Source organism: Myceligenerans crystallogenes, assembly GCF_039529775.1.
Taxonomy (GTDB): domain Bacteria; phylum Actinomycetota; class Actinomycetes; order Actinomycetales; family Cellulomonadaceae; genus Myceligenerans; species Myceligenerans crystallogenes.
On record NZ_BAAANL010000005.1, the window covers coordinates 374,592 to 395,797 of the forward strand.

Below are 21,206 nucleotides of genomic sequence, written 5' to 3' on the forward strand. Positions count from 1 at the left end.
CTCCCGCGAGATCCGCCTGCTGCTACGACGACACCCGGGTCAGTGCGACTCGTCGTGCTCGTCCTCGTGCCCGTGCTCGTCCTCGTGCTCGTGCTCGTCCTCGTGCCCGTGACCCTCGTGGGCGTCCTCGGCGGGCAGTTCCCCCTCGACCCCGTTGACCTCGTTCGGCACCACGCCGACGTCGGCGGACTTCCACACCTCGCCCTCGACGAGGTCCACGGCGTGGATCTGCTGGTTCGCCGGATCGGTCACGTACACGGACCCGTCGAGCGTCAGCACCGCGGGCCGCGGCTCCTGCCACTCCGCCGGCTCGGTCCACTCGTCCACCACGGGGATCGAGTCCGTGATCTTCCCGGACTCCGGGTCGATGACGTGCAGCTTCCCGTCGGTGCCGAGCACCAGCGCCTCGCCGTCGGGCCCGCGCCCGATCGACCGGAACGAGTAGCTCGCCGGCAGGTCCACCAGCGTGTGCCCGGCGGTGCGGGTGTCGATGAGCGAGACGCGCTCGGGCCGCTCGAGCTCCGCGTCCGGGTCGGTCTTGTAGTCGCCGAGCACGATCGGGGAGTCCTCGGACCCGGCCTGGTTGCCGATGCGCCCGTACTCGTCGGGCACGTCGACGTGCGTGATCTTCCCGTCGGCGTACACCAGCGCGCCGTCCTCGCAGCCGATCACGACGGCCTCGTGGGCGGCCACGGCCTCGCCGTGCACACCGGGGCAGTCGTCGCCGGCGGCGATCTCCTCGTCGTCGGCGTCCAGCACGCGGATGCCGGAGCGCTCCTCCTCGGTTCCCTCCGACACGACCAGCGTGTCGTCGGACAGCTCGATGGCGACGCCGTGATGCGCCGACGGCGTGGTGTACTCGCGGTCGGCCTCGCCCTCGGCGACGTGCTCGGAGTCGACCACGGTCACGTGCCCGGTCCCGTCGTCGAACAGCGCGGTACGACCCTCGTGGACGACGACGTGCCCCGGCTCGGTCGCCTCGTACCGCACGTCGAGCAGCGCCGGGTCCGAGGTCCAGTAGTGGGCGTGGTCGCCGTGCGCCTCGGCCCAGGTGCCGAGGTCCAGCACCTGGAACCCGCCGGTGGTGGAGACCAGCAGGTGCCGCCCGTCGCCCGCGGGGTTGAGCCGGTTGAACCCGTCGAGCGGGAGGTCGCCGACCTCCTCGAGGCTCATGGCGTCGAGCACCTTGATGCCGCCGTCGTAGGTGACGGCGATGCGGGGCGTGCGGGCCTGCGATTCCGTGGCCGCACGGCTCGCCGTCGGCGACGGGGCCTGGGACGACGACGCGGCCGGGTCGCCGGACGATCCTCCCTGCTCCGGCGCGGCGCAGGCCGCGAGGAGCGCGACCGGGACGGCGAGCGCCAGTGCGGCGGCGCCGCCCCGGCGCGACCGGCCCGCGGTCGCCGCCGTGCCGCGGCCGTCATGCGGTCCGGGTGTCCGGTGGACGGTCTTCATGGTGGTGTCGGACATGCGCGCCCGTCCTTTCAAGACGTGATAATCGTTCTCATGCCGCTCGGCACCGTACGTCAAGATGGGAACGATTATCAAGTCGCCGATCGGCTCCGGCATGGGAGCATTTCCGTCATGACGCAGTCCGTGATCGATCCGCCGTCGCCCGCGCACACGCACGGTCACGGGCCCGTCGGGCCCTCGTCAGGCCGGACGCGGGTCATCCTGGCCGTGGCGCTGATCCCGGCGCTGCTGTTCACGCTCGCCGGCCTGCTCTCGCTCTGGCCCGACGGCGCGGACCTGCCCGCCCGCGTGCCGGCCGTCGTCGAGGGCGCCACCAACGTGGACGTCACGGTGATCGAGGAGCCGTCCCAGGGCACCGCCGTCAAGGTGCGCCTGCCCGGCGGCGAGGAGTCGACGATGTCGAACCCGGGCGCCTCGGTCGAGCTCCACGCGGGCGACGAGATCGTCGCGGTCGACGTGTCCGAGGTCTCACCGATGTCCCCCGACCCGCTCGTGTTCATGGACCATCAGCGCAAGGCACCCATCGGGTGGCTCGCGGCCGCGTACGCCGTCGTCGTCCTGGCCGTGGCGCGGTGGCGCGGGCTGGCCGCGCTGGCCGGGCTCGGCGTGGCCTTCCTGGTGTTCCTCGGGTTCACGATGCCGGCGCTGCTCGCGGGCGAGGCGGCGCTCGGGGTGGCGCTGGTGACGTCGTCGCTGGTGATGTTCGCGACGCTGTACCTGGCGCACGGGCTGAACGCGCGCACGTCGGCCGCGCTGCTCGGGACGCTGTTCGGGCTGGTGCTCACGGCGGTGATCGGGTCCTGGGCGGCCGGGGCGACCTACCTCGGCGCGTCCGACCACGACGCGCAGTACCTCCTGGCGACCGCGCCGCTCACCGACCTGCGGGGCGTGGCGCTGTGCGGGCTGGTGCTGGCGGGGATGGGCGTGCTCAACGACGTGACGATCACGCAGGCGTCGGCGGTGTGGGAGCTGCGCGCCGTCGCGCCCGGCGCCTCACGGGCGATGCTGTTCGCCCGCGCGATGCGGATCGGCCGCGACCACATCGCCTCGACCGTCTACACGATCGCGTTCGCGTACGTGGGCGGGGCGCTCCCGCTGCTGATGATGGTCTGGCTGGTCAACCAGTCCCCGGTGATGGCCCTGACCTCCGGCGAGATCGCGGAGGAGGTGGTCCGCACCCTGGTCGGCTCGATCGGCCTCGTCCTGGCCATCCCGATCACCACGGCCATCGCCGCCCTCGCGGTACCCGGGCCCGGCACCGACGAGGCCGAGATCGAGGCCGAGCCCGCGCCCGCCGGGTAGCACCCGAGGGCGCGAGGTGGTGCCTGGAGCGGGCACCACCTCGCGCCGCCGGCCCCGATCACGCCGGGACGATGTTGACCAGCTTCGGGGCGCGGACGATGACCTTGCGGACCTCGGCGCCGTCCAGGAAGCGGATCACGTTCGGCTCGGCCAGGGCCACCGCCTCCAGGTCCGCCTCGGAGATGTCCGGGGCAACCTCGAACTTGGCGCGCACCTTGCCCTTGATCTGCACCACGCAGGTCACGGTGTCGGCCACCAGGTACCGCGGGTCCGCGACCGGGAACGGCTCGTGCGCCAGGGACTCCGCGTGCCCCAGCTTCTCCCACAGCTCCTCGGCGATGTGCGGCGCGACCGGCGCCGTCATCAGCACCAGCGGCTCGATCGCCGCGCGCGGCACCGAGTCCAGCCCGGTCAGGTGGTTGTTCAGCGTGATCAGCTTCGCGATCGCGGTGTTGGGCCGCATGCCCTCCATCTCGGCGCGCACGTCCGCGATGGTGCGGTGCAGGGCCCGCAGGGTCCCGGTGTCCGGCTCGTCGTCGGAGACGGTGGTCTCCCCTGTTTCTTCGTTGACGACGTTGCGCCACAGCCGCTGCAGGAACCGCTGCGAGCCGACGACGTCGCGCGTGTTCCACGGGCGCGACTGGTCCAGCGGGCCCATCGACATCTCGTAGACGCGGAACGTGTCGGCGCCGTACGCCTCGTACATGTCGTCCGGCGAGACGACGTTCTTCAGCGACTTGCCGATCTTGCCGTACTCCTGGTTCACGGGCTCGCCGTTCCAGGTGAAGCGCACGGAGCCGTCGGCTGCCTTTTCCTCGATCACCTCGGCGGCGGGCACGTACGCGCCGCGCGCGTCCGTGTACGCGAACGCCTGGATGTACCCCTGGTTGAACAGCTTGCCGAACGGCTCCAAGCTGGACACGTAGCCCAGGTCGAACAGCACCTTGTGCCAGAACCGCGCGTACAGCAGGTGCAGCACGGCGTGCTCGACGCCGCCGATGTACAGGTCGACGCCGCCCGCCGCGCCCGACGACGCGTTGTGCCGCGGCCCCATCCAGTACCGCTCCAGCGCGGGGTCGACGGCGTGCTCGGTGTCGGCCGGGTCCAGGTAGCGCAGGTAGTACCAGCAGGAGCCGGCCCAGTTCGGCATGGTGTTGGTGTCGCGGCGGTACCGCCGCGGTCCGTCGCCCAGGTCCAGGGTGACGTTCACCCAGTCGTCGTTGCGGCCCAGCGGCGCCTCGGGCTCGGAGTGCACGTCGTCCGGCTCGAAGGTGCGCGGCGCGTAGTCCGGGACCTCGGGCAGGTCGACGGGCAGCATCGAGTCGGGCACGGCGACCGGCCGGTCGTCCTCGTCCCACACGACCGGGAACGGCTCGCCCCAGTAGCGCTGGCGGGAGAACAGCCAGTCGTTCAGCCGGTAGGTGGTGGTCCCCTGGCCGACGCCGTTCTCGCCCAGCCAGGCGATGATCCGCGCCTTGGCCTCGTCGATGCCCAGGCCGTCCAGGCTCAGGCGGTCGTTCGAGGACCGCACCGCGACGCCCGCGCCGGAGTAGGCGCCGTCGAAGTCCTCGGGCAGGCCGCCCTCGGGCTCGACCACGTAGACGACCGGCAGGTCGTAGGCCCGCGCGAAGTCGTGGTCACGCTCGTCGCCGCCCGGGACCGCCATGATGGCGCCCGTGCCGTAGCCCATCAGCACGTAGTCGGCCGTGAAGACCGGGATGTGCGTGCCGGTCACGGGGTTGACGGCCAGGTGGCCGGTGAACACGCCGGTCTTCTTCCCGGCGTCGGCCTGGCGCTCGACGGCGCTCTTGTTGACGGACTCGCGGCGGTACGCGGCCACGGCCTCGACCGGGGTCGCGTGCCCGCCCGTCCAGGAGCTCTTGGTGCCGTCCGGCCAGGCGGCCGGGACCTCGTCCAGCAGCGGGTGCTCGGGGGCGACCACCATGAACGTCGCGCCGAACAGCGTGTCCGGGCGCGTGGTGAAGACCTCGATCTCGGCCCCGGCGCCCGCGGCGTCGTAGTCGGAGGTGCCCGCGACGTCGAACGTCACGTGCGCGCCGTGCGACCGCCCGATCCAGTTGCGCTGCATCGCCTTGACCTTGTCCGGCCAGTCGATCAGCTCCAGGTCGTCGGTCAGGCGGTCCGCGTAGGCGGTGATGCGCATCTTCCACTGGCGCAGGTTCTTGGTGAACACCGGGAAGTTGCCGCGCTCGGACTTGCCCTCGGCGGTGACCTCCTCGTTCGCCAGCACGGTGCCCAGGCCCGGGCACCAGTTCACGGGCGAGGAGTCCACGTAGGCCAGGCGCTGCGCGTCGACGACGTCGCGCCGTTCCGCCTCGCTCAGCGCGTTCCAGACGGCGCCGCCCGTGTTGTCGCCCTCGTGGCCCGGGACGGGACGGGTACCCGCGGCCAGCTCCTCGCGCAGCTCCGGGATGCGGCGGGCGCGGCCCTTCGACCCGGCCGGGGAGCCGGGTGCGGCCTCGGCGTCGGCGTCGTACCACGACTCGAAGATCTGCAGGAAGATCCACTGCGTCCAGCGCACGTACTCCGGGTCGATCGTGGCGAACGAGCGGCGCTGGTCGTGCGCCAGGCCCGCGCGGCGCAGCTGGCGCCGGTACGTCACGATGTTCCGCTCGGTGACGCCGCGCGGGTGCTCGCCGGTCTGCACGGCGTACTGCTCGGCGGGCAGGCCGAAGGCGTCGAAGCCCATGGTGTGCAGCACGTTGTCGCCGCACATGCGGCGGAACCGGCCCGTCACGTCCGTGGCGATGAAGCCCAGCGGGTGCCCGACGTGCAGGCCCGCCCCGGACGGGTACGGGAACATGTCCATGATGAAGAACGGCTCGCCGGCCGGCCGCGCGCCGCCGGGGCCGGTCAGGTCACCGTCCGGGTTCGCGGCGTGGAAGGTGCCGCGCTCCTCCCAGCGGTCCTGCCAGCGCAGTTCGATCTCCTGCGCGAGGGCCGGGGTGTACCGGAAGCGGGGACCTTCGGGCGTGCTCGTGGTGCGTTCAGCGGCGGGGGTCGTCACCTGCGGGATTCTACCGGCGGTGAACGCCCCGGACCCGGCGGTGCTCCAAGTCTGGCACCGCGGCCGCCGTCCGGGCCACGTGGTCCGGCGGCGGCCACCCGCCCGTCAGAACGAGGCGACCAGGTCCGAGCCCACCGCGAGCAGCAGCCAGCCCACCGCGATCACGTAGCCGATGGCCAGGATGACGGTGCGGTTGGTGACCAGGGCGTCGCGCAGGCCGGCGCCCATCGGCAGGTCACCCGACTGCGCGCCGCGGACCACCTGGTACCAGAGCAGCGGCCACTGGATCGTCCAGACCACCATGCAGTACGGGCACAGCGCGACGATCACGTAGAAGCTCGTGTACATCAGGAAGAAGACGAGCGCCTGCCCCAGCACGGTGCCGACCAGCAGCGAGGTCCAGTACCAGCGCGGCAGCCTCGCCCCCGTCAGCAGGACGACGCCGGTCGTGATGACCACCGGGAACGCGGCCACGCCCAGATACGGGTTCGGGAACCCGAGCAGCGCGCCCTGCCACGAATCCATCGCGGCCGTGCACTGCACGAACAGATTGAGCGAGCACGACGCCGCCCGGTCCGGCTGGACGAAGTGCAGGTACTTCTCCCACGCCAGCGCGAACGCCGCGACGAACCCGATAGCGCCCAGCACGACGAGCAGCCACCCCATCGTCCGCGACCCGAGCGGCTTCGCCGCCGGACCGCCGGCATCGAGTTCGTCGTAGGCCGCGTCGTCGTCCATCACATCATTGTCGTTGTCCGACGACGCCACGGCCGCCGCGCTCTTCTCGTTCACAAAATCAACATACTGACAGGTGCTGTGTCCCGGCTGAGAATCAGGTGGGGTTTGACTCGATCCACACGCGGGACGCGGCCAGGAGGCCGAGGTCGGCGGACCGCTCCGCGTCGTCGGCCGACCACCGCACGTGGAGCGTGCCGGCGTACTCCCGGCGGGCCGTGACGGCGACGCGGGCGTCGAGCCCCAGGCCGATCTCGTCGAGGTAGCGCAGGGCCTCGGGGTCGGCGTCGGAGATGCGGACGACGACGCCGCTGTCGCCCGCGTCCATCTCGGACATCGGCGCCGCGTCGGGCCGGTGCACCGACCCGTCCGCCGCCGGGATCGGGTCGCCGTGCGGGTCGCGGCGCGGGCGTCCGAGCCGCGCGTCCAGCCGCTCGACCAGGAGGTCGCTGACCGCGTGCTCGAGGACCTCGGCCTCGTCGTGCACCTCGTCCCAGCCGTAGCCGAGCTCGCTGACCAGGAAGGTCTCCAGGAGGCGGTGGCGCCGCACCATCTGCAGGGCGAAGCCCCGGCCGGCCTCGGTGAGCTCGACCGCCCCGTACGGCGCGTGGTCGAGCAGGCCCTGGTCGCACAGCCGCCGCACCATCTCCGACACCGTCGAGGCACCCACCCCGAGCCGGTCGGCGAGCTGCTTGGAGGTGACCTTCTTGGTGGACCACTCCTGCGCGGACCACACCGCCTTCAGGTAGTCCTGCGCCACGGGCGTCAGCTCGTCGGGCATGGAGGGGGTCGAGGAGGTCACGGCCACGAGCCTACCGAGACGGCGCCCCGCCGCACCGCGTGCGCCCGCCGGCCGGAACGCAGCGCCTGGGCAGGGCGCCCGGAGCCGGCGCTGATGCGGACCTCCTCGCGGCTCGCCCCGGCGGGCGCCGGGCCCGCCGTCGTGTCAACGCGGCCAGGCCTTCCCGTCCGAGCGCCGAACCCGTCGCGTGTCCGGGCGCCGGGCGGCCGTCGGGTCCGGACGCCGATCCCGCCGTCGTGTCAGCGCGGCCCGGCGCGGCCTTCCCGGCCGTCGATCGGCAGCGGTGCCGGCTGCGGCACGGGCTCCCAGTCACCGACGGTCACGGCGCGGTCGGGTGCGACGACGATCTCCCGCACCTGCACGAACGTGCGCGAGACGGTGCTGAACCGCAGCACCGACATCGCCGCCGGGTACTGCAGCGGCCCCACCGACAGCCGCCCCAGGCTCGCACCGCCGGTCGTGCTGTTCACGTAGCGCACCCCGTAACCGACCTGCTCGGGGCCGATCCGCCGGTGCATGTGCCCGCTGAGCTGGAACGGGACGCAGCCGGACTGCAGCCCCGGGCCCCCCACGGCGGGCGTGTGCACCAGCAGCAGGTCGATCTTGCCGGCGCCCTGCTGCTCCTCGCAGGCGACGTCCCGCAGCCGCTCCCCCGCCTGCGCGGACGTCTCCTTGCGCGGCGACGTCGTGCCGCCGCCGATCCTGGTCTCCATCGGATCGCGGTCGCCGAGGATCCGCAGGCCGGCCACCTCGACGACGCCGCCGCCGAGCACGATCTGCCCCTGCGAGCGTTCGGCCGCCGACGTGAGCTGCGAGTCGTGGTTCCCGTCCGAGACCACGAACGGCACGTCGTCCGGCACCGCCGTGGCGAACGAGTCCACGCACACGTTCTCGACGTCGGTCCCGTTGATCGTCGTGTCCCCCGCGTTGAGCACCAGCTCCGCGCCGGACCGCCGCACCGCGGTCCGCACCAGCGGCGTCATGCCGGTGTTGCAGTGCAGGTCGGACACGACCAGGACGGTCACGGTGTCCGGCGGCGGCGACGGGGCGGGCACCGGCGAAGGGCCGGCCGTCTCGCCGGGGCCCGGCCCGGAACGGTCTTGCCCCGGCCCCCGGCGGCCACCGGCCGCGCCCTCGCCGCGTGCCTCCTCCAGCCGCGCGAGCTGGTCGAGCTCCCGCATGTCGGCCGCGTCCCACGCGTCCGTGAGGTTCTCGTTGGCGATCAGGTAGTAGCCGGAGTTGCTCCGGTAGAGCCCGGCCAGCTGGCCGGAGTAGGTGTCGATCACACCCGCGAGGCGGCCGGTGAGCGCAGCGCCCTCGAGCGCGGTTCCCGCGAAGACCGTTGAGTCGGCGTAGTCCGGGGCGCGGCGCACGGGCGTGCTCCCCGTCGACGTCACCCAGATGACCACCACGAGGGCGGCGGCCCCGGTCAGCTGCCAGGTCCGCGGGGCGAGCAGCGCGGCCAGCTCCCCGCGGCGTCGTGCACCGAGAACGGCCCGGACGGCGAGGAACAGGCAGACGACGACGCCGAACGCGACCACCGTCCGGACCGCCGCGTCCTGGACCAGTGCCTGGGCCGCGGTGGCGACGGTCTGCTCCGGGGAGTCGAAGAACTGCAGGTAGGAGTCCAGGTCCCGGCTGAGGGCGTCGAGGGTGCGGGGCGCGTCGACGGCGGTCAGGTCCGCGGGGATCTCGTGCACGGTGATCGACACGCCGAGGCCCAGCGGCAGCGGGGTGTCGGCCACGATCCGCCCGAGCGGGCCCAGGTCGATCACGAGGTGCGGGTCCCCGGTGACCTCGTACAGCGCCTGGTGGGGGCCGAGGCTGAGCTCGGCGCGCGCCGTCGTCGTCCCGAAGAAGGCGCAGGCCAGGACCACCGCCACCACGGCGACGCCCCACCGGGCCCACCGCGGCGGCGACTTTCTCTCCTGCTGAGCCATCACCGCAACCCTATGCGGTGCCGCCGGGTGCTCGCAGACCGGTGCACCTGGGCGGGGGCGATGCACCCGGGCGGCTGCCGCGGGTCGTCAGCCCGTGCGGCGTTCCTTGGCCTGGTCGACGCTGCGACGCAGGGCCTCCATGAGGTCGATGACCTTGCCGCCCTCCCCGGCTTCCCTCGCGGCCTCGCCGAACGTGGCCTCGGCGTCGATGACGTCGCCCTGCTCGATCTTGGCGTCGATGAGCGCGCGGAGCTGGACCTGGTACTCGTCGGTGTAGTCGCCGGGATCGAAGTCCGCCTCGAAACTCGTCACGAGTTGCGCCGACATCGCCAGTTCCTTCTTGGTCACCGTGGCGGGCTCGTCGAGGGAGCCGAACGACGGCTCGCGGATCTCGTCCGCCCACAGCAGCGTCTGCAGCACGAGCACGTCGTCGCGCACCCGCAGCGCCGCGAGCCGGGTGCGCTGGCGCAGCGCGAACTTCACGATCGCGGTCCGCTCGGTCTCCTCCAGGGTGCGCCGCAGCAGCACGTACGCCTTGGTGGACTTGGAGTCGGGCTCCAGGTAGTAGGTCTTGTCGAGCATGATCGGGTCGATCTGGTCGCTCGGCACGAACTCGACCACGCCGATCTCCCGGTCCCGCTCGGCCGGCAGCGTCGCCAGGTCGTCCCGGGTGATGACCACCTTGGCGTCGCCGTCCTCGTAGGCCTTGTCGATGTGCTCGTACGGGACCTCCTCGCCGTCCAGCTCGCAGACGCGGCGGTACCGGATCCGCCCGCCGTCGGCGTCGTGCACCTGGTGCAACGGCACGTCGTGGCCCTCGGTCGCGCTGTAGAGCTTGACCGGGACGTTGACGAGCCCGAAGGTGACCGCACCCTTCCAGATCGCGCGCATACCTCGATGGTGCGCCAGATCCGGCGCTCCCGCGACCAACGGAGGCCAGCGCGCATCCCGGGTTTGTCGGGGGCGGTCGGCCCGATGTCGAGCAATCGGCCCCTCGGGCGGCCGACCGCACGGACAACGGACCGACCACGCAGCAAATGACCGACCACACAGCAAGCCTATGGCTGTGGGGGGACGTCATCTGGGGTGCGGTCCGGGCGCCAGCCGCGCCAGACCGGGTGGCGGAGGCGGTGGTCCTGGGTCCAGCCGGCGTGGTCCACCTCGCCGACCAAGGTCGGGGTGCACCAGCGGGCGGCCCGGGCGTCGAGGGCGGGGACGTCGGCGGCCGCCGGGGCGTCGGCCGCGATCTCGGTGAGGCGCCGGGAGATCTCACGGCGTTCCTTCTCGGTGAACCCGGTCCCGACCCGCCCGGCGAACCGGAAGCCGAGTGTCTCGCCCCCGGCGGGCGCCCCCGCGGCTTCTTCCGCGCCCGACGGGCCGACGGGTACGCCCGTACCGTGCGGCCGCGTGGTCCCGCCAGCGCCCGCCGACCCTCCGGTCCCACCGGAGCCCGCCGTCGCCGCAACCCTGCCCGCGCCCGGGGTCACCGGGACCGCCAGCAGGAGGCCGCCCGTCGTCGCCGGGTCGGGGCGCCCCGTGTCCGCGTGCATCGGCCGCCAGCCGATCACCACGACCTCCTGCGACTGCACGTGCTTCACCTTGAGCCAGTCGTGCGACCGGTGCCCGGGCACGTACCGCGACGCCCGCCGCTTCGCGACCACCCCCTCCAGCCCCAGCTCGCGGGACGCCCCGAGCGCCGCCTCGCCCTCGACGTCGAGCGCGGGCGGGACATGCACCGGCCCCCGCGCCGTCACGATCCGCTCCAGCTCCGCCCTCCGCTCCGAGTACGGCTCACCGGTCAGGTCCCGGTCGCCCGCCCGGAGCAGGTCGAACAGGAACACCTCCACCTGCACCCGTTTCCGCGCCCGCGCCACGTCCCGCTCCTTGGAGAGGTTGGCCCGCTGCTGCAGCCGGCGGAAGCTCGGCAGCCCGGCGCCGTCGAGCGCGACGATCTCCCCGTCCAGCACGGCGGGCAGCGCCTCCGGTGCCACTGCCTCGGCCAGCCCCTGCAGCTCCGGGAACGTCACGGTCATGTCGAGCCCGGACCGGCTCACCAGCCGCACGCCGGGCGCCGCGCCGTCCCCGCCCGGCGCCGGGACATGCGCCAGCACCCGGAACCCGTCCCACTTCATCTCGAACGCCCAGTCCACCGGATCCAGCCCGCGCACGCGGCGCGGGTCGGCGGTCGTCGCCAGCATCGGCCGCAGGCCGATCGCCACGATGCCCGACGACGGCGCGCCGGGCCGATCCGCCACCTCCGCCCGAGACAGGTCCCCGGCCCGCCCGCCGACGGCCTCGACCTCGCCTTCCGCGCGCGCCTGCCGCCCGTTGCCCCCGGCCGCACCCCGGGACGAGGAACCGGACCCAGCCGAGGGCCCTGACCCGCCACGCGAACCGGACCCGTCGGAAGAACCAGGCCCGGGCAACGAGCCGGACCCGGGCAACGAGCCAGACCTGGCGGCAGGCCCGGACCCGGGCGGAAACCCAGACCCGGCGACAGGCCCGGACCCGGGCAAAGACCCTGCTCGCGCGGGCGGCCCGGACCCGGGCTGCGCCTTCGTGCGGTGGATCAGCCACTGGTTCTGGTCGTCCGAGCCCGAGCGGCCGCCCGTCCGGATCAGCGCCAGCCGGCGCGACCCCCGCCGCTCGCCGTGCAGCACCGCGATCACCTCGCCGTCGCGCCACTTCTCCAGCTCGTACCAGCCCGAGTCCCAGATCGTCACCTCCCCCGCCCCGTACTCCCCGCGCGGGATCGTGCCCTCGAACGACCCGTACTCCAGGGGATGATCCTCCGTCTGCACCGCCAGGTGATTCCGCCCGGGATCCGCCGGCTCGCCGCGCGGCAACGCCCAGGACACCAGCACACCGTCGTACTCCAGCCGGAAGTCCCAGTGCAGCCGGCTCGCGTGATGCTCCTGGATCACGAACGACGGCGGCCGGTCCTCGGCGGACGGCCCGTCGCCCCCGAAGGGCTCCGGCGTCCGGCTCCGGTCGCGCTTCGCCCGGTACTCCGCCAGCCGCCCCCACGCCGCCATGCGCTCCGCGGTGGGTTCCAGGGTCGCGTAGTGGCCGCGCAGCAGCGGGGCCAGGAGATCGCCGTCCGCCTCGACGCGCTCCAGGACCTCGTGCAGCTCCAGGTGCCGCAGCTCGGGTGAGTCCAGCTCCTCCCAGGTCCGCGGGGCCGCGACCCACGGGCGCTCACGGCCGCGCGGCGAGTACGGCGCGATCGTGGTCTTGGCGCCGTTGTTCTGCGACCAGTCCACGAGCACCTTGCCGGCCCGCAGGGACTTCTTCATGTCGCTGACGACGAGGTCCGGGTGCTCGCCCTCGAGGTGCTTCGCGAGCTCGCGCGCCACGGCGGTGACGTCGTCGGAGGTGAGCTGGGGTGACGACGCGCCCGCCGCGCCGTCGTCGGACAGGGACGTGCCCCAGCGGTCGAGCGCCGCGTACAGGTGCAGGCCCTTGGAACCGCTCGTGACCGGCAGCGGGTCGAGGCCCATGCCGACGAGGATCTCGCGCGCCCAGCGCGCCACCTGCGCGCATTCCGCGAGGCCCGCGCCGGGCCCGGGGTCGAGGTCGAGCACGAGCCGGTCGGGCGGGAGCGTCGTGCCGGTGCGGCCGACGCGCCACTGCGGGGTGTGCACCTCCAGGGTCGCGGTCTGGCCGAGCCAGACGAGCGTCGCGACGTCGTCGACCAGCACGTACTCGTTGACCGACGCCTTGTGCCGGATCTCGTGCCGCGTCACCCAGTCGGGCGTGCCGGGCGCGGAGTTCTTCTGGAAGAACGACTGGCCGTCCACGCCGTCGGGCCAGCGCTTGCGGGTGGCAGGGCGGCGCGTGGCGTGCGGGATCATCGCCGGGGCGATCGTCGCGAGGTAGTGGAGGATCTCGCCCTTGGTGGTTCCCGTGGCGGGGTACAGCACCTTGTCGAGGTTGGACAGGCGCAGGCGGCGGCCGTCGACCGTGGCGATCGAGGGGGCGACGGGCTCGGCTTCCATGCTTCATCGTCACCGCGTGCGACGAGATTCACATCTCGACACACCATGATCGTTGCCCGCCCTTTACCTCCTGGTGGGTGTGTCGCCGCTAGGCTCGTCGCCCGTGAACCCGTCAGAACGGACCTCCGCAATCGTCGCGGACGTCGCGCATCGCCGGCCCGAACGCCTCACGATGTACGGGGCACCGTCGTCCCGTGACTGCCGTCGCTCGAAGGCGGTGCTCGACATCCGCCGGGTCGACTTCGAGTACATCGACATCGAGCGCGAGCCCGCCCGGGCCGGCGAGGCCGAGGACATCGCCGGCCGCGACATCATCCCGGTGCTCATCTTCCCGGACGGCTCCCACCTCGCCGAGCCCACCAACGCGGAACTCGCGGAACACCTCGACTGCCGCGGCCTCTGACCCGGGATCAGCCGCCCGAGATCAGCTGGGGGACGCCTTGCCGTGCTTCCAGTAGCCCACGAAGTCCGTGTGGGCCTTGGGGACGCCGCGGTCGTTGACCAGATGGCGGCGGGCGCCGGTGGCGAGGGACGACTCGCCGATGCTGAACGCGTAGCCGGACCCGGCCGGGAGCTCGGTCTCGCGCAGGGCCGCGAGCGCCGCCTCGCCGGGAATCGCGTGCTCGCCCGCGGCGGTCTCGTCACGCACCACCCACCGCAGGTCCATCCCCGGCGGCACGCGGAACTCCTGCTTGTCCGCGGCCGCGGGGACCTCCACGATCGCCGCGCCGTACGTGCCCTGCGGGAGGGACTCGCAGATCCCGGCCACGGCCGGGAGGCCGGACTCGTCCGCGACGAGCAGCGTCCAGTCGTGCTCGTGCCGGGGGTTGTACCCGAGGCCCTGGTCGAGGATCCCGACCCGCTCCCCCACCTGGCAGCTCGTGGCGAAGCCGGCGCCCGGCCCGGAGGTGCCGTCGTCGTCGGACCCGTGCACGACAAAGTCGACGTCGATCTCGGCGAGGTCCTCCCGCGCGGCGCGGATCGTGTAGTTCCGCACCCACGGCCGCCGCGACTTCGGTGTGGCGAGGTACTGCGCGTACCACCAGCCGGACGACGCCGTGGGCAGCTTGAGGTTGTCCTGGCCCTCGCGCGTCATGAACAGGCGGAACCACTGGTCGTAGCCCTGCACGGTGAGGCGGCGGATCCCGTCGCCGCCGAGCGTCACGCGCATCATGTGCGGGGTGATCTGCTTGGTCGCGACGACCTCCGCCATGACGACCTCGGGATCCACCGCCCGTCGTCCGTTGTATCCAGCCATGCGAGAAAGGTAAGGCAAACCTCACTCGTTTGACCAGGAGCGGCCGTATCGCGGACGCCGCCGCCCGGCGTCCGCGATCACCGCGGTGAGTTACCTGGCGGCCGGGGCGACGGCGGAGGGCCAGGCGCCGGGTTCCGGCAGCGGGACGGTCTCGCCGCCGCGGGTGGCGCGGACCGCGCCGGAGGGCTCGCGGCCGGCCAGCCAGGCGACGACGTCGGCGGGTGCGCCGCTGACGATCGTCTCCGCGGACGACGACGCCGCGGGCCCGGCCGCTCCCTGGGGTGACGACGCGCCGCCCTCCGGGGTGCCGTCGTCCTCGGACAGCACCACACCCTCCGGAAGGCGATCCGCGAGGAACTCCCGCAGGTGCTCCAGCAACCGCGGGTCCCACGTCTCGATGCCGATGCCCACGTTCGCGTCCACGGCGTGGATGCGCATCTCGCGCCACCAGGCCCAGAGGCAGCCGGTCACCGGCCCGTCCAGGTACGACGTCGTCGCCTCCCACACCGGCGAACCCGCGGCCGGCCACGCGGCGACGACCCGTTCCCGGGCGGCGGTGAGGGCAGCGAGGTGCTCGGCGGGCGTCCGGGTCGAGCCGGCCTCGATGGCGGCGTTGCGGCCCTCGGCCCCGCCGTCGTACGGCGCGATCCGCTCACCGCGGGCGGCGAACTCGGCCTGCCGCGCGAGCGCGTGCGTCACGCCCTCGATGTGCGCGAGGACGTGACCCCGCGTCCAGCCCGGTAGCCTGCTCGGTTCCGCGCAGGCTGCCGGGCTGGACGTGAGCTGCCGGACGGTGCCGGTCAGCGCGTCCAGCGCGGCGAGCGCGTCGGCGCGGGCGAACTCGATCCGATCGTGCATGGGGACTCCTTCGAACGTCGTCACAGAATCTGCGGCAAGAGCGCGGCGACGGGCCTCAGCCCAGCTCGCTCTCCCCGCGCAGAACGCAGAACTCGTTGCCCTCGGGATCGGCCATGACCACCCAGCCCGTGCCCGGCCCGTCGATGCCGCGGTGGTCGGCGACCTTCGTCGCGCCGTGCCGCAGCAGCCGCTGGTACTCGGCGTTGCGCTCGCCGGTACGCGGGCGCAGGTCGAAGTGGAGCCGGTTCTTGACGGACTTCTCCTCGGGGACCTTGATGAACAGCACCGGAACGCCCTTGCCCCTGGGGTCCTTCAGGTAGCACTCCTCGTGCTCGGGGTCGTTCGGGTCGTCCGGGTCCTCGACGTAGCCGAGCACGTCCTTCCACCATTCCGAGAGGGTGTACGGCTCACGGCAGTCGATGGTGACGTGCGAGATGAAGGCGACCATGCGCTGACTCTCCCATCTCCGGGCCCGGTGGCGCGAGAATGACGCCCATGGCTCTCAGGATTCGCGACGCGACGTCGCACGACGCGCCCGCCTGCGCCGCGATCTACGCGCACTACGTCCGCACCACGGCTCTCAGCTTCGAGTCGGAACCGCCGTCGGACGACGAGATGGCGCGGCGCATCGCCGCGTACGGGTCGAGCCACGCGTGGCTCGTCGCCGTGGACGACGACGACGTGCGCGGATACGCCTACGGCTCGCCGTTCTCGCCGCGCGAGGCGTACGCGTGGACGGCGGAGGTGAGCGTCTACCTCGCGCCCGACGCCGCCGGCCGCGGGCTGGGGCGCGCCCTCTACGAGGAGTTGTTCGACAGGCTCCGCGCCCGGGGCATCCGGCGCCTCCAGGCCGGTATCTCCCTGCCGAACGACGCCAGCCTCGGGCTGCACCGCGCGCTCGGCTTCGAGGAGGTCGGCACGTTCCGCCGTGTCGGCTGGAAGCACGGCCGGTGGTGGGACGTGCGGCGGCTCCAGCGCGATGTTCTGATGGACGACGACGGCGGGGCGCCGGGCTGACCGGCACGCCACCGGATCCGGCATGCGACATTCCACGCAAGAATTTCCGCGCGGAGCGATGAGTCCTGCCGGCGGCCGTCGTCGGTAGGGGTGTACACGACAACGCACGACCCACAACGCACCAGATTCCAGGAGCAGAGCAATGGCCATCACCCAGATCTTCGTCAACCTGCCCGTCGCCGACGTCGCCGCGAGCACCGCCTTCTACGAGTCGCTCGGCTTCACGAAGAACCCGCAGTTCAGCGACGAGACGACCTCGTGCATGGTCATCAGCGACAGCATCTTCGCCATGATCGCCACCAAGGAGAAGCTCCAGGGCTTCTCCAGGAACCCCCTCGCCGACGAGGGCGTCCGCGTGATCAACGCGCTCGGCGCGGAGTCCCGCGAGGAGGTCGACCGCATCGCCGGCGCCGCCCTGGCCGGCGGCGGCACCGAGCCGAACGACGTCCAGGACTACGGCTGGATGTACAACCGCGCCTTCACCGACCTGGACGGCCACCACTGGGAGGTCGCCTACATGGACGAGGCCGCCATGGCGGAGGCCTTCGCCGAGGGCACCCCGGAGGTCTGACCCGGGCGACCACCACCTCGGCGGCGATGTGGTGCCCCGCCGAGGTGGCAGTGCCCGCAGGCTTGCGGCAGAGCCTGCGCGGACGCCGCCTCGCGGCCAGGGGCGCTACCTCGCGGGCGTGGTCAGGTGGTTGCGGAGGCCTCGTTCGCCCGCGGACATGACCCGGGCGTGCGCCCAGGCGGCCAGGCGCCGGCTGATCCGCGTGGCGAGGAGCGCCGGTCCCCTGCGGGCGGTGACGATCCAGATGAGCCGGACCTCGCAGCCCGGCTCGGCGTCGTCGTCGGGCCTCGAGACGTGGACCGTCGCGATCCCGCGGAGATCGCCGGAGACCTGCAGCCGGGCACGGCCGCCACGCTCCGGCGTGGGCGGGCGTGACCCGGTCAGGTAAAGCCGGATCCGCACCCCTCCGCCGATCGGGCTGCGCAAGCGCAGGCGCACCCAGGAGCCGGGTGCGCCCAGGCCGTCCGGGCCGCTGACGACGCCCGCGGCCTCCTCGGACATCCCCGGCCACCAGTCCGGCCAGGTGACCCCCGGATCGGCGAGCACCGCCCACACCCGCTCCGGCGCCACAGGCAGCCGCCACCGATCCATCACACGCACCAAGAGCCCGCTCATACCCCCCATGTTCCCGCCCACCTCGTACCAATGGAGGGTCAGTAGCACCTCGGACCCCGAAATCGCCGCCTCGAATGGATGTGATGTGCTACTGACTCCTCCCCAGCTGGGGTTTGAGAGGTGGCAGAGGGGATACTGGGCGCGTGAATCTTCCCGTCGGGTGGTCGGTCGTGCTCCTCTTCGCCGGGCTGTGGAACCTGGTCATCTGGCCGCGGTTCTGGCAGCGCATCACCGCCGACCCGCGGTCCCGCGACGACGCCGGCAAGCCCACGGCGTTCCTCACGGTCCACGCCGTGCTGATCTCCGTCTCGCTGGCCCTCGGGCTCGCCGTCGGTGTCCTCGGGGTCCTGAGCCTGCTGTAGGCCCGAGCCTGCTGTCGGCGCCGTCGCGCGGGAGAATCGCCGGTATGACGAATCCGGTCCCGCTCCGCGAGCGCCTGCGCGCCCTGGCAACGTTCCCGCGCTCCGGCCTCCCGGACCTCGAACCCGCCGCCGCGCCGGCCACCCCGCACGAGCTGTTCCTGACCTGGATGGACGAGGCGATCGACGCGGAACTCCTCGCACCGCACGTCCTGATCCTCTCCACGACGGGCGCCGACGGCGAGGTGCACGCCCGCGCGCTCATCCTCAAGGACGTCACGCCGGAAGGCTGGTGGTTCGCCTCCCGGTCGTCCGGCCCGAAGGCCAAGGACCTCGGGTCCAACCCGCACGCCGCGGGAACGTTCTTCTGGCCCGGCCTCGGCCGCCAGATCAAGCTCACGGGAACGGTCGCGGCAGCGACTCCGGAGCAGAGCCGCGCGGACTTCCTCGCCCGCCCGGCCCGCTCCCGAGCAGCGGGCCTGGTCGACAACCAGAGCGAACCCCTCGGCTCGATCGCGGAATACGAGGCGGCGTACTCCGAGGCCCTGGACGCCGTCACCGCCGACCCCACCCTCACCGCCCCGGACTGGACGGCCTACGTCCTCACCCCCACCGCGGTGGAGTTCTGGCAGGCCACGGACGACGGCCCGCACACCCGTCTGCTCTACACGCACGCCGGTACGGCCTGGACGACAACCCTCCTCTGGCCGTAGGACCCAAGCGGCCACGATCGCCTCAGGTCACGGCATGAAGTGCTCTCATGAGTCCGGCTCGCCGGAGGTTTCTCCGGTCAGGACGTCGTAGGGCGTCGTGTCGTCACCGTGGGCCGCGGCCCGGGCGCGGTGCTCGTCCAGCCAGGTGCGGAGGGTGACCTCGTCCTGGTGCTCGCCGAGGCGGGACTGCGCCTCCTTCAGACGTTTGGCCTGCTTGGCGGCCTTGCGGCCGGGCTTGCCGGGAACGGCGTCGGCGACCAGCTCGGCGGCGTAGCGGGCCCGCTTGGCGGCGCGGCGGGCGCGGTGCCAGGCGGCGTCGGCGTCCGTCCCGGAGCGTTTCTCCGCGTCGTGCGCGCGCTTCCGGTACTTCTGGCGCGCCGCCTTCGCGGCCGCGACGAGCGCCTTCGCGCGCGAGTCACCGGAGGTCGGCAGCGGCACCGCATCGCCCTCCCCGTGCGCGGCGCCCGCCCGAGGCGCGGCATCCCCGGTCAGGCGGTCGAGATCCGCCCGGAGGGCGGCATGCTCGGGCGAGTCAAGATGCCCGACGACGGTGAGGCGGGCGCGCTCGTAGAGCTCGGCCAGCTGCTCGTCGAGCAGGGCGGCCAGATCGACGACGGCGGCCCCGTCCCCGGCCTCGTTCCGCCCGGCGGCGTCGTCCGCGACCCGCGCGACGCGCTCGCGGAGGAGCTCGCGCATGACCTCGGCGTCGCGGGCCGCGCCGAGCGTGCGGCCCCAGGCCCGGAGGCGCTGCTGCACGGACCGCATCTCGGGTGAGTCCTCAGCGAAGATCCGCAGGGCGCTGCGGATCTTGCGGACCGTGACGCGGGCCCGGTGGATGCTGTCGGGTACGTCGTCACGCGCGGCGTCCTCGTGCCGGCGCAAGGCGTCGGCCTTGTCGCGGAGGTACTCGGCGACGACGGGATCCATCAGTCCGTTCTACACCCGCCCGCGCGACGCCGGGCGCCGGCGCGACGCACCGCGGCCCGCCGCCCGGCAAGGGGAACGGCGGGCCGCGGTGTCGCGGATCAGCGGGCCGGGACGGTGTCCGTGGTGAGGGACGCGGCGTCGTCGGCGACGGCGGACGTGCCGGGGCCGGCGAGGCTCGGCATCATCGAGGCGAGCTGGGGCTTCCAGGTGTCGTAGCGGTCGGCGAAGCAGCGCTCCAGGACGCCCAGCATCGCGGAGACGGCCGTCGACGCGCCCGGCGAGGCGCCGAGCAGGCCGGCGATCGAGCCGTCCTTGGCGGCGATGACCTCCGTGCCGAACTCCAGCACGCCGCCCTTGCCCTTGACCCACTTGATGACCTGCACGCGCTGGCCGGCCGTGATCTTCTCCCAGTCGACCGGGCGGGCCGTGGGCATGAACTTCTGCAGCTCGTGGAACTTGTCCTCGCTCGGCAGCACGACCTGCTCGACGAGGTACTTCGTCAGGTCGAGGTTCCTCAGGCCGGCCTGAACCATCGAGGGCAGGTTGTGCAGGCGCAGGCTCGTGACGAGGCCCAGGTACTTGCCGCGCTTGAGGTACTTGGGGCTGAAGCCGGCGTACGGGCCGAACATCAGGTAGCTCTTGCCGTCCACGACGCGCGTGTCCAGGTGCGGCACGGACATCGGCGGGGCGCCGACCTCCGCCTTGCCGTACACCTTCGCCTGGTGCTCGGCGACGACGTCGGGGTTGTCCGTGCGCAGGAACTCGCCGCTGATCGGGAAGCCGCCGTAGCCCTTGGCCTCCTTGATCCCCGACGCCTGCAGCAGCGGCAGCGCGCCACCGCCCGCGCCGACGAAGACGAACCTCGCGTTCACGGTCCGGTTGCGGACGCCGGCGTTCCAGGAACGGTCGTGCAGCGAGAGGCGCCAGCCCTGCTTCGTCTTCTTCAGCCCGCGGACCTCGTGGTTGACGTGCAGGCCGGCGCCCCGCGACGTCGCCAGCGCGACGAGCTGGCGGGTGAGCTTGCCGAAGTCGACGTCGGTCCCGGCGGGGGCGCGCGTCGCGGCGATGGGCTCGGACTCGTCGCGGGCCTCGGTCAGCAGCGGCGCCCACCGCGAGATGACCTCGCGGTCCTGGGTGAACTCCAGGTCGCTGAACAGCTCGTGCTCGCGCAGGGTCTCCCACCGGCGGCGCAGGTAGTCCACGTTCTTCTCGCCGCGCACGAACGTCATGTGCGGGGTGACGTTGATGAAGTCGGTGCCTTCCATGAGGCCCGCGGTGAGCAGGTGGTTCCAGAACTCGCGCGAGGTCTGGAACTGCTCGTTGATCGCGACGGCCTTGGTGATGTCGATCGAGCCGTCCTTGCGCTCCGGCGTGTAGTTCAGCTCGCAGAGCGCGGCGTGCCCGGTTCCGGCGTTGTTCCAGGGGTTCGAGGACTCCTGGGCGATGTCGTCCAGCCGCTCGTAGATCGCGATCCGCCAGGTCGGCTCCAGCACGGAGAGCATCGCGCCGAGCGTGGCACTCATGATGCCGCCGCCGATCAGCGCGACGTCGACGTCGGTCGCAAGAGGCTTCGCAGTGGTGCGCGGGAAGTTCACGCTCTTCACACTACG

At 72.7% G+C, this 21,206-nt stretch carries 19 protein-coding genes; 6 read left to right on the forward strand and 13 right to left on the reverse strand.

Going from position 1 to position 21,206, the window contains the following annotated elements; all coding sequences use genetic code 11:
* Window positions 1-39 precede the first annotated feature (39 nt).
* Window positions 40-1,470 (reverse strand): zinc metallochaperone AztD, encoded by a 1,431-nt coding sequence (aztD, locus tag ABD208_RS14170; protein ID WP_344103966.1) that lies wholly within the window; start codon window positions 1,468-1,470, stop codon window positions 40-42.
* A gap of 114 nt (window positions 1,471-1,584) precedes the next feature.
* Between aztD and ABD208_RS14175 the strand changes: the two genes are divergently transcribed.
* The gene (locus tag ABD208_RS14175) at window positions 1,585-2,775 is read left to right on the forward strand and encodes a YibE/F family protein (RefSeq protein WP_344103968.1); all 1,191 of its coding nucleotides are present in this window, start codon (window positions 1,585-1,587) and stop codon (window positions 2,773-2,775) included.
* Window positions 2,776-2,833: 58 nt separating this feature from the next.
* On the opposite strand, the gene leuS is transcribed toward ABD208_RS14175, so the two are convergent.
* From leuS to ligD, 6 genes are all read right to left on the reverse strand, one after another.
* On the reverse strand, window positions 2,834-5,803 hold the full coding sequence (gene leuS / locus ABD208_RS14180) for a leucine--tRNA ligase (protein WP_344103970.1): 2,970 nt from the start codon (window positions 5,801-5,803) through the stop codon (window positions 2,834-2,836).
* Between the two features lie 105 nt (window positions 5,804-5,908).
* On the reverse strand, window positions 5,909-6,595 hold the full coding sequence (locus ABD208_RS14185; RefSeq protein ID WP_344103973.1) for a vitamin K epoxide reductase family protein: 687 nt from the start codon (window positions 6,593-6,595) through the stop codon (window positions 5,909-5,911).
* Window positions 6,596-6,635: 40 nt separating this feature from the next.
* On the reverse strand, window positions 6,636-7,319 hold the full coding sequence (locus ABD208_RS14190) for a metal-dependent transcriptional regulator (RefSeq protein ID WP_344104171.1): 684 nt from the start codon (window positions 7,317-7,319) through the stop codon (window positions 6,636-6,638).
* 260 nt (window positions 7,320-7,579) lie between these two features.
* Window positions 7,580-9,280, reverse strand: coding sequence for a metallophosphoesterase family protein (locus ABD208_RS14195; RefSeq protein ID WP_344103974.1), 1,701 nt, complete (start codon window positions 9,278-9,280; stop codon window positions 7,580-7,582).
* An 87-nt stretch (window positions 9,281-9,367) separates the two neighbouring features.
* The gene (ku, locus tag ABD208_RS14200; RefSeq protein ID WP_344103975.1) at window positions 9,368-10,171 is read right to left on the reverse strand and encodes a non-homologous end joining protein Ku; all 804 of its coding nucleotides are present in this window, start codon (window positions 10,169-10,171) and stop codon (window positions 9,368-9,370) included.
* A gap of 167 nt (window positions 10,172-10,338) precedes the next feature.
* Window positions 10,339-13,278 (reverse strand): non-homologous end-joining DNA ligase, encoded by a 2,940-nt coding sequence (ligD, locus tag ABD208_RS14205; protein ID WP_344103976.1) that lies wholly within the window; start codon window positions 13,276-13,278, stop codon window positions 10,339-10,341.
* A 103-nt stretch (window positions 13,279-13,381) separates the two neighbouring features.
* On the opposite strand from ligD, the gene ABD208_RS14210 reads away from it, so the two are divergent.
* The gene (locus ABD208_RS14210; RefSeq protein ID WP_344103978.1) at window positions 13,382-13,681 is read left to right on the forward strand and encodes a glutaredoxin family protein; all 300 of its coding nucleotides are present in this window, start codon (window positions 13,382-13,384) and stop codon (window positions 13,679-13,681) included.
* 21 nt (window positions 13,682-13,702) lie between these two features.
* Here the strand turns inward: ABD208_RS14210 and ABD208_RS14215 are convergent, their stop codons facing one another.
* The 3 genes from ABD208_RS14215 to ABD208_RS14225 all read right to left on the reverse strand — a co-directional run bounded on the left by ABD208_RS14215 (window position 13,703) and on the right by ABD208_RS14225 (window position 15,842).
* Window positions 13,703-14,536 carry a siderophore-interacting protein gene (locus tag ABD208_RS14215; RefSeq protein WP_344103980.1) on the reverse strand — a complete coding sequence of 278 codons (834 nt, stop codon included), beginning with the start codon at window positions 14,534-14,536 and terminating at the stop codon, window positions 13,703-13,705.
* A gap of 90 nt (window positions 14,537-14,626) precedes the next feature.
* Window positions 14,627-15,394, reverse strand: a complete 768-nt coding sequence (locus ABD208_RS14220; protein ID WP_344103982.1) for a maleylpyruvate isomerase family mycothiol-dependent enzyme — start codon at window positions 15,392-15,394, stop codon at window positions 14,627-14,629.
* A gap of 55 nt (window positions 15,395-15,449) precedes the next feature.
* Window positions 15,450-15,842, reverse strand: coding sequence for a VOC family protein (locus tag ABD208_RS14225; protein ID WP_344103984.1), 393 nt, complete (start codon window positions 15,840-15,842; stop codon window positions 15,450-15,452).
* 47 nt (window positions 15,843-15,889) lie between these two features.
* Between ABD208_RS14225 and ABD208_RS14230 the strand changes: the two genes are divergently transcribed.
* Together ABD208_RS14230 and ABD208_RS14235 are read left to right on the forward strand one after the other, a co-directional pair.
* Window positions 15,890-16,411: a GNAT family N-acetyltransferase gene (locus tag ABD208_RS14230; RefSeq protein WP_344103986.1), complete on the forward strand. Its 522-nt coding sequence runs from the start codon at window positions 15,890-15,892 to the stop codon at window positions 16,409-16,411.
* Window positions 16,412-16,553: 142 nt separating this feature from the next.
* A complete protein-coding gene (locus ABD208_RS14235; protein ID WP_344103989.1) occupies window positions 16,554-16,982 on the forward strand; it encodes a VOC family protein in 429 nt (142 codons plus the stop codon).
* Window positions 16,983-17,087: 105 nt separating this feature from the next.
* Here the strand turns inward: ABD208_RS14235 and ABD208_RS14240 are convergent, their stop codons facing one another.
* Complete coding sequence (locus ABD208_RS14240) at window positions 17,088-17,597, reverse strand: SRPBCC family protein (protein WP_344103991.1); 510 nt, start codon at window positions 17,595-17,597, stop codon at window positions 17,088-17,090.
* Between the two features lie 143 nt (window positions 17,598-17,740).
* Here ABD208_RS14240 and ABD208_RS14245 point away from each other — a divergent pair, with 143 nt between their 5' ends.
* The gene (locus ABD208_RS14245) at window positions 17,741-17,959 is read left to right on the forward strand and encodes an SCO4848 family membrane protein (RefSeq protein WP_344103993.1); all 219 of its coding nucleotides are present in this window, start codon (window positions 17,741-17,743) and stop codon (window positions 17,957-17,959) included.
* Window positions 17,960-18,003: 44 nt separating this feature from the next.
* The gene (locus ABD208_RS14250; RefSeq protein WP_344103996.1) at window positions 18,004-18,669 is read left to right on the forward strand and encodes a pyridoxine/pyridoxamine 5'-phosphate oxidase; all 666 of its coding nucleotides are present in this window, start codon (window positions 18,004-18,006) and stop codon (window positions 18,667-18,669) included.
* Between the two features lie 45 nt (window positions 18,670-18,714).
* Here ABD208_RS14250 and ABD208_RS14255 read toward each other — a convergent pair whose 3' ends face one another.
* Entirely contained in the window at window positions 18,715-19,596 is an 882-nt protein-coding gene (locus ABD208_RS14255) for a CHAD domain-containing protein (RefSeq protein WP_344103998.1), read from the reverse strand.
* Window positions 19,597-19,694: 98 nt separating this feature from the next.
* Entirely contained in the window at window positions 19,695-21,191 is a 1,497-nt protein-coding gene (gene mqo, locus ABD208_RS14260; RefSeq protein ID WP_344104001.1) for a malate dehydrogenase (quinone), read from the reverse strand.
* Window positions 21,192-21,206 lie beyond the last annotated feature (15 nt).